A 14616-nucleotide genomic window follows, 5' to 3' on the forward strand; every position below is an offset into this window, starting at 1 on the left:
GCGCGCCGCATCTGCCGGTGAGGGCGTGCGATGAGCCTCGACAATCGCCCGATCCATACCGGCGGCTGCCAGTGCGGCGCGGTGCGTTTTCGTGTCGAGGGCGCGCTGGGCGATGCGTCGGTGTGCCATTGCCGCATGTGCCAGAAGGCGTTCGGCTCCTTCTACGCGCCGCTTGTTTCGGTGCGCAAAGCAAAGCTCACATGGACGCGTGGCGAACCGAAAGAATTCCGGTCGTCGAACCATGCCAGCCGGGGCTTTTGCGCCGATTGCGGCACGCCTCTCACTTACGTCGCACCGGACGGCATAGCACTTGCCATCGGAGCGTTCGACGAGCCGGGCGATATTGCGCCGCTGGTGCAGTGGGGGATCGAGGCCAAGCTGCCTCATGTCGACGGCATCGCGGCACTTCCCGGCATGGACACTATGGCGGACGAGGAAGCGGCGGATTTCCTGTCCGACCTCGTTTCCTACCAGCATCCCGATCACGATACCGAAACCTGGCCGCCCGAGGACAAGAAAGCATGAACAGCGAATTGCGGAACCTTTATCCGGAGATCGAGCCGTTCGAAACCGGCATGCTGGATGTCGGCGACGGTCACATGATCTATTGGGAGCGGGTCGGCACCAGAGGCGCCAAGCCGGCGGTGTTCCTGCACGGCGGGCCGGGCGGCACCATCTCGCCCAAGCATCGCCGCCTGTTCGATCCGAAGCTTTACGACCTGATCCTGTTCGATCAGCGCGGCTGCGGAAAGTCGACGCCCAACGCCTCTCTTGACGCCAATACGACCTGGCATCTGGTCGCCGACATCGAGCGGCTGCGTGAAATGGCCGGATTCGACAAATGGCTGGTGTTCGGCGGCTCATGGGGTTCGACGCTGGCGCTCGCCTATGCCGAGACGCACGCCGACCGTGTCAGCGAATTGGTGGTGCGCGGCATCTACACGCTGACCCGCGCCGAACTCGAATGGTACTATCAGTTCGGCGTGTCGCAGATGTTCCCGGACAAGTGGGAACGCTTCCTGGCGCCGATCCCGGAGGCCGAGCGCGGCGACATGATGGCGGCCTACCGAAAGCGCCTCGTTGGCTCGGACCGCAAGGCGCAGGTGGAGGCGGCGATCGCTTGGAGCACCTGGGAAGGCCAGACCATCACGTTGCTGCCGGAGCCTGAAACCAGCGACGTATTCGGCGAAGCGGACTACGCCGTGGCCTTTGCCCGCATCGAGAACCACTATTTCGTCCATGCCGGCTGGCTGGAAGAGGGCCAGCTTCTGCGCGATGCCGGCAAGCTCAAGGGTATTGCGGGCGTCATCGTGCACGGTCGCTACGACATGCCGTGTCCGGCGCACTATGCCTGGCAGTTGTACAAGGCCTGGCCGCAGGCCGAGTTCTTTCTCGTCGAAGGGGCTGGGCACGCCTATTCGGAGCCGGGGATACTCGACCGGCTGATCTACGCGACCGACAGGTTCGCGGGGAAGGTGTGATGTTGGCATGTCTACGATGAAACAGCGGCTCTATCTGTACGACACGACGCTGCGCGACGGCCAGCAGACGCCGGGCATAGACTTCTCGGTCGAAGACAAGATCGCCATCGCCAAGCTGCTCGACGAATTCGGCATGGACTATGTCGAGGGCGGTTATCCGGGCGCCAACCCGACCGATACCGCTTTCTTCGGACAGAAGCGCACCAGGCGTTCCCGCTTCGTCGCGTTCGGCATGACCAAGCGCGTCGGGGTTTCGGCCTCCAACGATCCCGGCCTGGCAGCGCTTGTGCAATCGAAGTCGGACGCGGTCTGCTTCGTGGCGAAAAGTTCTGCGTATCATGTGCGCGTGGCGCTGGGCTGCACGCAGGAGGAGAACCTCGAGGCCATCCGCGCTTCGGTCGAGGCAGCGGTCGGCGCCGGCAAGGAAGCGATGGTCGATTGCGAGCATTTCTTCGACGGCTTCAAGGCCGATCCCGCCTATACGCTGGGCTGCGCCAAGGCGGCGTACGAGGCAGGCGCGCGCTGGGTCGTTTTGTGCGACACCAATGGCGGCACCCAGCCTTCCGAGGTGCGCGACATTGTCGGCAAGGTGATCGAGGCGGGGATTCCGGGCGACAATCTCGGCATCCATGCCCATGACGACACCGGCCAGGCGGTGGCCAATTCACTGGCCGCGGTGGAAGCCGGGGCACGGCAGATCCAGGGCACGCTGAACGGCATCGGCGAGCGCTGCGGCAACGCCAATCTTGTCACCATCATTCCGACCCTGGCGTTGAAGCCGGTTCTTGCCGAACGCTTCGAAACCGGCATCACTGCAGAGCAGCTTGCCGGCCTTTCGCGCCTGTCGCGCGCTTTCGACGAATTGCTGAACCGTGCGCCGGAAGCGCAGGCACCCTATGTCGGCGCTTCCGCCTTTGCCACCAAGGCCGGCATCCACGCTTCGGCGCTGGCCAAGGAGCCCAAGACTTACGAGCATGTCGAACCGGAAAGCGTCGGCAACCGTCGTCGCGTCATGGTGTCGGACCAGGGCGGCAAGGCCAATTTCCTTGCCGAATTGAAGCGGCGCGGCATCGAGGTCGCGCGCGACGACCATCGGCTGGACACGCTGATTGCGCTGGTCAAGGAGCGCGAGGCGGAAGGCTATGCCTATGAAGGAGCGGACGCGAGCTTCGAACTGCTTGCGCGCCGCACGTTGGGCACCGTTCCTGAGTTCTTCAAGGTGGAGAGCTTCCGCTGCATGGTCGAGCGCCGCTTCGACGCCAACGGCAACATCAAGACGGTTTCGGAAGCCATCGTGAAGATCGTGGTCGAAGACCAGACCAGAATGTCGGTGGCCGAAGGCAACGGTCCGGTCAATGCACTGGACATCGCGCTGCGCAAGGATCTCGGCCGCTATCAGGATGAAATCGCCGACTTGGAACTGGTCGACTACAAGGTGCGCATCCTCAACGGCGGCACCGAGGCCATCACCCGCGTCCTGATCGAATCGCAGGACGGCGAGGGCGGGCGCTGGTGGACGGTCGGCGTGTCCGACAACGTCATCGACGCCTCGTTCCAGGCGCTGATGGATTCCATCGTCTTCAAGCTGATGAAGAACCGCGAATTGGCCGGTCTGGCGGCTGCCGAGTAGTTTTCCGGCGGGGACTAGCGTCGAGCCATGGAAGGCTCAAGGTTGAGCCATCAGCGAAAGTTCATTGACCCATAAGAACTTTGCGATGGTACGCAGCCTTCAATAGCTCCATATGGGCCGCATGAGCGTTGAAGCGACAAACCCAACCGACAAGGCCGCGCAACGCGGCTTTCTCTATGCCCTGGCTGCCTATCTGATATGGGGGTTCCTGCCCTTCTACATGAAGGCGGTCGCGCACATCCCGGCTATCGAAGTGGTGGCGCACCGGGTCATCTGGTCGCTGCCGATCGCTGGCGGCCTGCTGATCTGGCTTGGCCGCACGGACGACATCATGCGCGCCTTGCGCAGCCCGCGAACGCTCATGATGGGCGCATTGACCGCCGCTTTGATAAGCATCAACTGGTGTGTCTACGTCTGGGCGATCGCCGTCGACCGGGCGCTCGAAACGGCGCTGGGCTACTACATCAACCCCCTGTTCAGCATCCTTCTCGGGGCCGTGGTGCTCGGCGAAAAGCTCAACCGCATGCAGATTGTCGCCATTGTGCTGGCGGTGCTGGCCGTCCTGATCCTGACCTGGGAGAATGGCGGCCTGCCGTGGGTGTCCATCGCGCTCGCCGTGTCGTGGGGCTTCTACGCGCTGTTCAAGAAGACGCTGCCCATCGGCCCCGCGCAGGGCTTCTTCCTCGAAGTCCTCATCCTGGCGGTTCCGGCGCTTGCCTTTATAGGCTGGGCTCAGGCGACAGGCACGGGTCACTTCGGCAGCCAGAGCGCAACCGATTTGTGGCTGCTTGTCGGGAGCGGCGTCGTCACGGCGATACCGCTGATCTTCTATGCCAACGGCGCGAAGCTGCTCAGGCTATCGACCATCGGCATCATGCAGTACATCGCGCCGACCATGATCTTCATCGTCGCCGTCTTCGTGTTCCGCGAGCCGTTTTCTTCCGAGCGCGCCGTGGCCTTCGCCCTGATCTGGGTGGCGCTTGTGATCTATTCTTGGTCGATGCTGAACGCCAAGGCCTCGGCGAACGCGATCACATCTTCTCAATAAGCGAAGGCACGCCTTCGGCGGGGCTGTCGGCGACGGACGCCGCAGCCAGGATCGCCGCCACGATGGCTTCGGGCTCCCGCACGACGATAGGCCTGACCTGATGCGCGGTGTGGATGAAACCTTCGGCAGCCATATGCGCGATCAGGGAAAGCATCGGATCCCAGAAGCCGTTGATGTTGCCGAACACCATCGGCTTGCGGTGATGGCCTAGTTGCGCCCAGGTCATGACCTCGACGATCTCCTCGACCGTGCCGATGCCGCCGGGCAGCGCCACAAAGGCGTCTGATTCCTCGAACATCTTCTGCTTGCGCTGATGCATGTTGTCGGTGATGACGATCTGGTCCAGACGGTCGAGCGCCGTTTCGGTCGCTTCCTTGTTCACCAGGAAGCGGGGAATGATGCCGGTGACCTTGCCGCCGGCTCGAATGGCGCCGTCCGCGACCGCGCCCATGATGCCCTTGGTGCCGCCGCCGTAGATGAGGCGCAGGCCCGAACGGGCAATCGAGCGGCCGAGCAGATGGCCCGCTTCAAGATAGGCCGCATCGCGACCCGGAGATGAGCCGCAATAGACACAGACGGATCGAATCGTGTTCATGTCTGATTGGTGCTGGTGCCGGCGGCGGCGGTCAAGTCCAATGCGGTCTTTTCTTGTCGGTTTCCGCAAAACAGGGTAGACCGCGTCAAGTGGCTAAGGGGCAAGAACAATATGGCGATTACACCGGTGAAGGCTTTTCTGTTTGCTGTTGGCGGCTGTGTCGCCGCCGCAGGCGTGGCCTATGTTTCTGGTGCCCTCGATCCCTATCTTAACCCACAGGCACCAAGCGTAGCATCGCTGTCCCAGCCTGCAACCACTGCACCGGGAGCGGAAGCGACGACCGAGACGCAATCCCGGCTTCCGGCTGCTTCCGGGACCAATGCGATGGCGCCCGCCGCCGATGCCATGAAGCCAGCCGCCGACGCGATGAAGCCGGCAGGGGAGGCTGCATCCACCACGCAACCGGCACCTCCCGGCGTGGTCGCGCCGACCTTCGATGTCGTGCGCGTCGAGGACAACGGTTCGGTCGTGATCGCCGGCAATGCTGCCCCGAACGCCAAGGTCGAGATCGTTCATGGCTCTACCGTGCTCGGCGAAACGACGGCCGGTTCAGATGGCGCTTTTGCCATCGTGCTGGACGATCCGCTGAAGCCGGGCGACTACCAGATCGTTCTGCGCTCGACCGCGCCGGACAGCGTTGTCGCCACCTCGACCCAGACCGCAGTCGTCTCCGTTCCGGAGCAACCGGGCGGGCAAGTGCTTGCCATGGTCGAGGAACCCGGCAAGCCGGCCGAGCTTCTGACGGTTCCGAAGCCGGCAGCCCAACCCCAGGCCGAAGGTTCGCAGGCTGAGCCCGGACCAACGGAAGCTCCGATCAACATTGCGCCTGCCGCACCTTCGGCCACCGGCGATGCGGCGGCGCCCGAAGCATCGGCAGCCCCGGCTGCCGGGGTCAAGATCGTCGTCGAAGCGGTTGAAATCGACGGCAGCAAGGTCTTTGTCGCAGGCTTGGCCGATGCCGGCCGCAAAGTGCGCGCCTATGCCAACGAAATCCTGCTCGGCGATGCCGTGACTTCACCTGACGGCCACTTCCTGATCGAGGCGGCGCGCGACCTGCCGGTCGGCGAATACACCATCCGGGTCGATGGGCTGGATGCCGATGGCGCCAAGGTCGTCGTGCGGGCCACCGTGCCGTTCCAGCGTGAGCCGGGCGAATCGATCGCTGCCGTTGCGCCGGCCGCACCGGCAACGACCGAAACCAAGCCTGCCGAGGCTGCTTCGGCTGGAGCCGCTGCTTCGCAGCCGGCTGCGCCGGAAACGCCTGCCGCATCCGGCGAACAGAAGCCAGCCGAAACGGCGGCAGCGGCCCCCGCCGCCTCGACATCGGCCAGCGAGCCGCCGGCCACGACCGTCGCGCCGAAGCTTGAACATGTCGACAGCGCCGTCATCATCCGGCGCGGCGATACGCTGTGGCGTATTTCGCGTCGCGTCTATGGCCATGGTGTGCGCTATTCGACCATCTATCTGGCCAATCAGGAGCAGATCAGCGATCCGGACCGCATCTGGCCGGGACAGGTGTTCAAGGTGCCTGAAACGTCCAAGGAAGGCGACACCGCCGACTACAAGGCCATGGGCGACCAGATCACCTCGACGCCTGCGCAACAGTAAAACCTGTTGGCAGGCGGCCCGGCCGCCTGCGCGACGCGCTTTGGATTTCCTGAAAACCGCACTTGCTGAAACGGTGTTCATCGTATATCGACGATAAACGATGAATATTTCCCTCTCCGACAACGGTTCGAACTTCGGCCTGTCCGAAGGGCCGGCGCTCGCGGCCAAGCTGACGGCTTTGGCGCATCCGACCCGCATCGAGATCCTGCGCCACCTTTCTGCGCACCGCTCATGCTGTTGCGGCCAAGTGGTCGAGCGGCTCGACCTTGCGCAATCGACGGTATCGCAGCACCTCAAGATACTGGTGGCGGCGGGGCTTGTGCGGTTCGAAGCCGATGGCCAGCGCTCCCGCTATGCCGTCGACCGGGAGGCGCTCTCTGCCGTTTCGAGCGCGGTCGCGACCTTCACCGAATCCTGCTGCTCAGGCTGCTGAACTCTTACCCCGCAAAGCGAAACGCTTTCTGCAAGGCAAACAATCGTGGCTAACAAGACCGTCTCCGCCGATTCCGGCTCGACCTTCAACACGCTGGTGAATCTCTGGCCTTACATGTGGCCGGCGGATCGGGCCGACCTCAAGGCCCGCGTCGTCTGGGCCAGCGTGCTGCTGGTTGCCGCCAAGCTGACGCTGGTGGCCGGTCCGTATTTCTTCAAGTGGGCGACCGACGCGCTTGCCGGCGACGCAAAGGTTCCGCCGCCGCTGCCGGCGTTCCTGCTGGTGCCGGTCATGCTGGTCGTGGCCTACAATGTCGTGCGCGTGGTGCAACTCGGCTTCAATCAGTTGCGCGACTCGCTGTTTGCCCGCGTCGGTCAGCATGCGGTGCGCCAACTCGCCTACCGCACCTTCGTCCATATGCACCAGCTTTCGCTGCGCTTCCATCTTGAGCGGCGCACCGGCGGCCTGTCGCGCATCATCGAGCGCGGCACCAAGGGCATAGAGACCATCGTGCGGTTCACCGTTCTGAACACGGTGCCGACGATCCTCGAATTCGCGCTGACGGCTGGCATCTTCGCCGTCGCCTACGGCTGGAAATATGTGGCCGTGGTGGCGGTTACGGTGTGGATCTACACCTGGTTCACGGTACGGGCGAGCGACTGGCGCATCGACATACGCCGCGACATGAACGACAGCGACACCGACGCCAACACCAAGGCCATCGATTCGCTGCTCAACTTCGAGACGGTGAAATATTTCGGCAACGAGACCATGGAAGCCGAGCGCTTCGACCGCTCCATGGCCCGCTACGAAATCGCCGCCACCCGCATCTGGACCTCGCTTGGCTGGCTGAATTTCGGCCAGGGCGTGATCTTCGGCATCGGCATGACGGTGGTCATGGCGATGTCGGCGCTGGAAGTGCAGGCCGGAACGCAGACGGTGGGCGATTTCGTCTTCATCAACGCCATGCTGATGCAGCTTTCGATCCCGCTCAACTTCATCGGCTTCATCTACCGTGAAATCCGCCAGGGCCTCACCGACATCGAGCAGATGTTCGATCTGCTCGATGTGAAGCAGGAGGTGACCGACAAGCCGGGCGCGAGGAATCTCACCGTCGGCGCGGGCAAGGTCGAGTTCCGCGATGTCCATTTCTCCTATGAGGAAAACCGAAAGATCCTGAAGGGCGTGAGCTTCGAGGTGCCGGCCGGCAAGACGGTCGCCATCGTCGGTCCCTCGGGCGCAGGCAAATCGACCATCTCGCGGCTGCTGTTCAGGTTCTACGATATCCAGTCCGGCGGGGTTCTGATCGACGGCCAGGACATCCGCGACGTGACGCAGGAAAGCCTGCGCGCCTCGATCGGCATGGTGCCGCAGGACACCGTGCTGTTCAACGACACCATTGCCTACAACATCCGCTATGGACGCCCTCAAGCGGCCGAGGCAGACGTGCGCCAGGCTGCCGAACTCGCGCAGATCGGGCCGTTCATCGAGCGCCTGCCGGACGGCTATCGCACCATGGTCGGCGAACGCGGGTTGAAATTGTCGGGCGGCGAAAAGCAGCGCGTGGCGATTGCCCGCACGATCCTCAAGGCGCCGCCGATCCTCATCCTCGACGAGGCCACGTCGGCGCTGGATAGCCATACCGAGCAGGAAATCCAGGCTGCTCTCGACCTGGTCAGCAAGGGGCGGACCACCATCGTCATCGCGCACCGCCTGTCGACGGTGATTTCGGCCGACGAGATCATCGTCTTGAAGGACGGCCAGATCGCCGAGCGCGGCACGCATGCGGCGCTGCTTCGCGAACATGGTCTCTACGCGTCGATGTGGGATCGCCAGCGCGAGGCGACCGAGGCGGAGGAGCGGCTGCGCATCGCCCGCGAATCCGACGAACTTGGCGTCGTCGTGCGCCGCCGTACCTCGGAGGTATCGCAAGACTGACACCGGGGGCTGGATCGCGCCGGGTGGAATGCGATAGTTTGGCGTTCTGGGACCGACGCCAACCCGCACGACGAAAGGTACATTGGATGTACTATGCAATCCTCGCTTATCACGTCGAAGACCTTGTCGAATCCTGGTCGCCGCAAGAGGATGCGGCCTTGATGACGGAACTCCACAAGGTCCACGACCGGCTGACGCATGAAAAGGCGCTTGGGCCGGCTGCCAGGCTGGGCGCAACCAACGAGGCCTGTACGCTGCGCGGACCGGGAGACGGAATGGTCATCGACGGCCCGTTCGCGGAAACCAAGGAGCAGTTGCTGGGCTTTTACGTCGTGGATTGCGCGACGCGCGAGGCTGCTGTCGAGGCCGCACGTGACCTGCGTCGCGCCAACCCTACGGCGGTCTATGAAATCCGGCCGGTCTTGCTTTACCTCCCGGGCACCTCTCTCGAGGCCGGCTAATTCGTCACTACGACAGTTCGATTGCCGCGTTGCGGCCAGGCATTGTTTCCGCTAGACAGGCCGCACCTGAAACGGCCCCGGTCCCGACTCGATGCAACTTGCCGATACGATCCGAAACGTATTCGTTCCGATCCATCGCGAAGGCTATCCGTTCATCGCCGTTTTCGCGGCGGTGACGCTGGTTGTCGGCTATTTCTCGTCGGTTCTGTTCTGGATCTGCCTCATCCTCACCGCCTGGTGCATCTATTTCTTCCGCGATCCCGAGCGGGTGACGCCTGTCGACGACCGGCTGGTCATCAGCCCTGCCGATGGCGTGGTGTCGGCGGTCGGCCCCGCTGTGCCGCCGCGCGAACTTGGCCTTGGCGGCGATGAGATGACGCGCATTTCCGTGTTCATGAACGTGTTCTCCTGCCACGTGAACCGCGCCCCGGTGCGCGGACGCATCACCCGCATCGAGCATCGGCCAGGCCAGTTCCTGAACGCCGAACTGGACAAGGCCAGCACCGAGAACGAGCGCAACGGCGTGGTCATCGACAGCCCCAACGGCACCGTGGCGGCCGTGCAGATCGCGGGTCTGGTGGCGCGCCGCATCGTCTGCTGGGCGGAAGCTGGCGGCGCCATTGCCATTGGCGAGCGCTTCGGCCTGATCCGTTTCGGTTCGCGCGTCGATGTCTATCTGCCGGCCGGTGCCGTGCCGCGTGTCGCGGTCGGCCAGACGGCGGTGGGGGGTGAAACCGTGATCGCCGAGTTCGGCGGTACGGCGTCCGCTCCCCTGGTCTGCGTCTCGTAGCCGGCCCGATGACGCCTCCCTTCAAGAAATTCGAGGCACACGGGTCCGGCGGGCCGCGCATCCGCGAAATCCCGCTGCGGCTGATGTTTCCCAATCTCATCACGGTGCTGGCGATCTGCGCCGGCCTGTCGGGTATCCGCTTCGCCTTCGAGGGCCGCTTCGAATCCGCCGTCGTGATGGTGCTGATTGCGGCTTTCCTCGACGGCGTCGATGGCCGGTTGGCGCGGCTGCTCAAGGCCACCTCCAAGTTCGGCGCTCAGATGGATTCGCTGGCCGACGTGATCAATTTTGGCGTAGCGCCCGCATTGGTGCTCTATGCCTTCCTGCTCGACCGGGCCGGTTCGCCGGGCTGGATCGCCGCGCTTTTGTTCGCGATCGCCTGCGGCATGCGCCTGGCCCGCTTCAACGTGCTTGAGGAAGATCAGGACCGCCCCACCTGGCAGGGCGAGTATTTCGTCGGCGTACCGGCTCCGGCTGGCGCAGTGGTGGTCATGCTGCCGCTTTACCTGTCCTTTCTGGGGCTCGAGCCGACCAATTATGCAGCCTTCATCGGCACCGCCTTCACCGTCATCATCGCCTTCCTGCTGGTCAGCCGCCTGCCGGTCTATTCGGGCAAGAGCGTGAAGATTCCGGGCGACCGCATGCTCCTGGTCATCCTCGCCGTCGTCCTCTACATTCTGCTTCTGGTGAGCTATCCGTGGTACACGCTGACCGCCTCGGTCGGCGTTTACCTGATTTTCCTGCCGTTCAGCGTGCGCGCCTATTCTCGCCGGGCCAAGAAGGAAGGCGAAGCCGAACTGCCGCCCGACGTCGATGCGCGGTCGTCGGAATAGCGGGCTCGAATAGCCGCGAACCCCTACATTATAGTTTAGCGAAAACAAAGGCTTGAATCGGTTTCCCGATTCAGGTTCTGAATTGTGCAAGCCGCTAAGCGGCGGCGCTCAGCCCCAGATGATCGAGCGCCAGCCGTCGCGCCGACATGTAGTCGGTCTTGCCCGAGCCGAGGACCGGGATCTCCTTGACCTTGATGATGTCGGCAGGCACCGCGAGTTCAGCCGCACCCGCCTTCTTGCCATATTGTCGCAAAGCCTCGGGGCTGGCGTCGGCCGCCGTCGTGACCAGTACGATGCGCTCGCCGCGCCGCTTGTCGGGCACCGAAACCGCCGCGTGATGTTCTTCCGGCCACAGCGACTGCACCAGCATCTCGACCGCGCCGAGCGACACCATTTCGCCGGCCACCTTGGCGAAGCGCTTGGCACGACCGCTTATGGTGATGAAGCCTTCCCGGTCGACCGACACGATGTCGCCTGTGTCGTGCCAGTTGCCGGTGACCGGCTGCAGTTCGCCGGGCCGGTCGGCGGTCATGTAGCCCATCATCAGGTTGGGGCCGGACACCCACAGGCTGCCCCCTTCGGCAATGCCCTCGACCGGCTCGAGCCTCATGCGCATGGCCGGCAGAAGCCTCCCGACCGTGCCTTCGCGGCCATGGATGGCGGTGTTGACGGCCACAACGGGCGCGGCCTCGGTGAGCCCATAGCCTTCAACGATCTCGGTCTGGAAGCGCTCGCGCCAGATGCGCCGTGTCTCCGGCTTTACCGCTTCGGCTCCCGCCACGACGAAGCGCAGGCTGGAGAAGTCGCCGTCCTTGGCGTTGCGCGCATAATTGGCCAGGAAGGTGTCGGTGCCGAACATCACCGTGGGGCGGATCTTGCCGGCGATTTCAGGGATGATCTTGTAGTGCAGCGGCGAGGGGTAGAGGAACAGTTTGATGCCGGCTACCAAGGGCAGGATTGTGCCGCCGGTCAGCCCGAACGAATGGAACACCGGCAAGACGTTGAGAAGTGTGTCGGCCGGCGACACGCTGATGCGCGCTTCGGCCTGCATGGCGTTGGCGACGAGGTTGCGGTGCGACAGCACCACCGCTTTGGGGGTTCCTTCGGAGCCCGATGTGAACAGGATAACGGCCGGCTTTCTTGCCTCCTGCACGCGCAGGGGCCTACGCCACAATAGCGCGGCGGCGGCCTTGTCGAAGACGGAAATTCCGGCTCGAATGTCCTCGAGCCAGAGCAATTTGGCGCCGCCGGCCTCGACCGCTTCGACGATATCGGCAAGCCCGGCTTTTTCGATGAAGGCGCGCGACGAAATCACCGTGTGGATCATTGCCGTGCGGATTGCGGCGGTAACGCTTGCCGGGCCGGCGGTGTAGTTGATCATTGCCGCGACCTGACCGGCGGACGAGAGGCCAAGCAGCGACAGGACGACGCCGTTGGTGTTGGGCAGCATCAAGCCGACTGCTTCGCCCGGCGCCGTTGCCCGCATGAAGCGGCTGCCGAGAATGCGGGAGCCGCTCAGCAGCTTGCGGTAGCTCAGCGCGCCGCTGACGATATCCTCCACGATCGTGTGTCCCGCGCCGACGCGGTCGGCGGCATCGCGCACGGCCTGAAACAGGCTGCGGTTGGGTTCGGTCGCAGAAAACCGCGCTTCCGCCACCCGGTCGAACAACGCGTTGGTCGAGCTTCCGGCCGGGTCCGGCGTCTGAGCCAGCATTTCCGCGACGGTCACCGGTTCAAGCACCGCAACCGAAAGGCTTGGGAACCAGTGGCGCGGTGCCTTGGCCGCTTCGATCCTGGAGAAGGGCAGCGAGCGCGCCCCGCCGACGAAGATCGGCACGATGCGGGCGTCCGACTGCAGGGCGATGCGGGCAAGGGCGCGATAAAGCCGGAAGGACTTCACATCCGGTTCGACGGCTTCGGGAATATAGACGGCAAGCCGGCCCTTGCCCTTCAAGACCCGCACCAGGCGGCGGCTGACGAAGACGTGCTCGGCATTGAAGGCGATTGTGCGGGCAAGTTCCCGCCACGGCTCCAGCCACGGCGATCTGGCCGACACCGGATCGAGGATGTGCAAAGTGTTGTCCGGCAGCAGGCAAAGCATCAGGGCCGGGTCGATGCGCGACTGGTGCGTTACGACATAGATCACCGGGGCAGCGGCCTTGCGCGCCACTTTGATGCGGCTGTCTTCGATCCGGTAGGCGAGCTTGAACGGCACATAGAGCAGCGCCTGGGTCAGGCTGAGGCCCAGCCGCACTTTTTCGATAACACCGATCAGGAACCAGGCTGCGGCGACACCAGCGAGCAACGCGAAGGTCAGGACCATGCGGGCATCACTCCCAACGTATCATAGCACGGTTCTTCCCGACCGTTCCGGCAGGAAAAGTAACGAAAGTAGGATCGGCGTCAACCAAAAGCATTAGAGTTTGGAAGGCCTCGCTTTTCTCGACTTTGCCCTCATGAAATGACGCTGGAAAGAAAAAGCCGGCGTTCGAGCCGGCTTTAAAGGAGGACGGGCAGGGGTTTGGGGGACTTGGGGACGCCCGTCGCGCCAACAATGCGCCGTTGGCGGAAAGGTTCCACAAAAAATCAGATTTCGGGCGACGGCATCTGTGCCGTCACCCCAGCGCGTCCGGTGGCTTCAACTCTTTCACAGAGTATCAGCGTTTGAAAAGCGCATCGCGGATCGAGCCGCGGAACTGGTAGGCGTTCGGGTACTTCGCCATTGCGTCTTCCGCTTTCATTGTTTGGCAAGGGCGATCCAATTGGTCAGCCAGCAATTGTCTGCTTTCTAGCGGCAATGGATTGCCATGAAGATCGGTTGGCGGGGTGCACAGCGAAATCTTCCTGAGCACTTCGATCTTCACGATACGGCGCGGCACTTTGTAGATCTCCGTCGGGAAAATCCTGTCTTCGTTGTCGAATGTCAGGGGTGGATAGTCCGCCCAGGCGCGCAACCCTAGAAAATGGGCGCGTGGGTTTTCGATCCAGTTCAAGGTCGCTCCGCTTATGTTGCATCGTATCAGGTCGGGTGGCGTGTCGAAGGTATATATGGCGGACTGGATGAGGTCGCATCGAGCGAACCGCGCGCCATCGAAGCGACCGGAGAGGAGAGAATTCCTCATCTCGATCCCGTCGATCTCGGTACCCTGGAAATCGGCATCCGGGAAATGCACCCAATTCATCTTCCAGTCGCGAAGCTTGGCGCCGGCCAGCCGAATCCCTTTGGGGGCGTTGGCGAACGCATTTGCCAATTCGTCGCCGCTCCTATTGCCATGGTCGAGTGTTACCTTGTGGAAGCGCGGGGGCGTTCCGCATTTGCCTTGCGCGCTATCCCAACTGCCTACCGCCTTGCAGGAAAGGTCGAGCTCCTCGTCAATCTCGCCGGCGCCATAAACGAGCGTCAGGGCAGCACCCTTGCCGATATTGCCGCCGGTCGGCTGGAGCAATCTATCCCACGCCTTGTTGATTTCTTCAGCGTGTCTCGTTGTGCGTTCCACCTCGCGATCCTGAAAGTCGTTGCGAATCTGGATAAACGTCAGGACGACGGCAAGGAAGCCAACGAAGCTCGCGATGGCCACAATTGTCTTTGCGGCTTCGCCCCCGATGAAGCGGGTGTTCAGCGCCTTTAGGTCATTTTCTGGCACGTGAAAGATCACGACGACAATAAGCGCCGCCACCAACGGCCACACCCAAAGAGGAATGTCGCTCAGCATCTGTCCCCCAGTCGAATGCCGCGACGCCATGGTGCGCCTGGCGTCGTGCGATGTCCATCCGGTTGCGGCTACGTGGTGTGGTGTGC

At 63.3% G+C, this 14616-nt stretch carries 13 protein-coding genes; 10 read left to right on the forward strand and 3 right to left on the reverse strand.

Going from position 1 to position 14616, the window contains the following annotated elements; translation table 11 throughout:
• Positions 1-30: 30 nt before the first annotated feature.
• From ASD64_RS10785 to rarD, 4 genes are all read left to right on the forward strand, one after another.
• The gene (locus ASD64_RS10785; protein ID WP_056104780.1) at positions 31-525 is read left to right on the forward strand and encodes a GFA family protein; all 495 of its coding nucleotides are present in this window, start codon (positions 31-33) and stop codon (positions 523-525) included.
• A complete protein-coding gene (gene pip, locus ASD64_RS10790) occupies positions 522-1481 on the forward strand; it encodes a prolyl aminopeptidase (protein WP_056104781.1) in 960 nt (319 codons plus the stop codon). The genes ASD64_RS10785 and pip overlap by 4 nt, the downstream gene beginning before the upstream one ends.
• 16 nt (positions 1482-1497) lie before the next feature.
• The gene (gene cimA, locus ASD64_RS10795) at positions 1498-3111 is read left to right on the forward strand and encodes a citramalate synthase (protein ID WP_413813597.1); all 1614 of its coding nucleotides are present in this window, start codon (positions 1498-1500) and stop codon (positions 3109-3111) included.
• Positions 3112-3232: 121 nt separating this feature from the next.
• Positions 3233-4159: an EamA family transporter RarD gene (gene rarD, locus ASD64_RS10800; protein WP_056105079.1), complete on the forward strand. Its 927-nt coding sequence runs from the start codon at positions 3233-3235 to the stop codon at positions 4157-4159.
• On the opposite strand, the gene ASD64_RS10805 is transcribed toward rarD, so the two are convergent.
• Positions 4143-4754 carry a TIGR00730 family Rossman fold protein gene (locus ASD64_RS10805; protein ID WP_056104785.1) on the reverse strand — a complete coding sequence of 204 codons (612 nt, stop codon included), beginning with the start codon at positions 4752-4754 and terminating at the stop codon, positions 4143-4145. The two genes, rarD and ASD64_RS10805, sit on opposite strands and share 17 nt — an antisense overlap.
• 111 nt (positions 4755-4865) lie before the next feature.
• On the opposite strand from ASD64_RS10805, the gene ASD64_RS10810 reads away from it, so the two are divergent.
• From ASD64_RS10810 to pssA, 6 genes are all read left to right on the forward strand, one after another.
• Positions 4866-6362 carry a LysM peptidoglycan-binding domain-containing protein gene (locus tag ASD64_RS10810; RefSeq protein ID WP_056105081.1) on the forward strand — a complete coding sequence of 499 codons (1497 nt, stop codon included), beginning with the start codon at positions 4866-4868 and terminating at the stop codon, positions 6360-6362.
• A 100-nt stretch (positions 6363-6462) separates the two neighbouring features.
• On the forward strand, positions 6463-6795 hold the full coding sequence (locus ASD64_RS10815; RefSeq protein WP_056104787.1) for an ArsR/SmtB family transcription factor: 333 nt from the start codon (positions 6463-6465) through the stop codon (positions 6793-6795).
• Positions 6796-6840: 45 nt separating this feature from the next.
• Complete coding sequence (locus ASD64_RS10820) at positions 6841-8733, forward strand: ABCB family ABC transporter ATP-binding protein/permease (protein ID WP_056104790.1); 1893 nt, start codon at positions 6841-6843, stop codon at positions 8731-8733.
• Between the two features lie 86 nt (positions 8734-8819).
• The gene (locus ASD64_RS10825) at positions 8820-9194 is read left to right on the forward strand and encodes a YciI family protein (protein WP_056104792.1); all 375 of its coding nucleotides are present in this window, start codon (positions 8820-8822) and stop codon (positions 9192-9194) included.
• Between the two features lie 91 nt (positions 9195-9285).
• On the forward strand, positions 9286-9984 hold the full coding sequence (locus tag ASD64_RS10830) for a phosphatidylserine decarboxylase (RefSeq protein WP_056104793.1): 699 nt from the start codon (positions 9286-9288) through the stop codon (positions 9982-9984).
• 8 nt (positions 9985-9992) lie between these two features.
• A complete protein-coding gene (gene pssA, locus ASD64_RS10835; RefSeq protein ID WP_056104794.1) occupies positions 9993-10817 on the forward strand; it encodes a CDP-diacylglycerol--serine O-phosphatidyltransferase in 825 nt (274 codons plus the stop codon).
• 94 nt (positions 10818-10911) lie between these two features.
• Here the strand turns inward: pssA and ASD64_RS10840 are convergent, their stop codons facing one another.
• On the reverse strand, positions 10912-13140 hold the full coding sequence (locus ASD64_RS10840) for an AMP-binding protein (RefSeq protein ID WP_056104797.1): 2229 nt from the start codon (positions 13138-13140) through the stop codon (positions 10912-10914).
• 334 nt (positions 13141-13474) lie between these two features.
• Entirely contained in the window at positions 13475-14530 is a 1056-nt protein-coding gene (locus ASD64_RS10845) for a pentapeptide repeat-containing protein (protein WP_056104798.1), read from the reverse strand.
• Between the last annotated feature and the right edge of the window lie 86 nt (positions 14531-14616).

It is taken from the genome of Mesorhizobium sp. Root157 (genome assembly GCF_001427385.1).
Classification (GTDB): Bacteria; Pseudomonadota; Alphaproteobacteria; order Rhizobiales; family Rhizobiaceae; genus Mesorhizobium.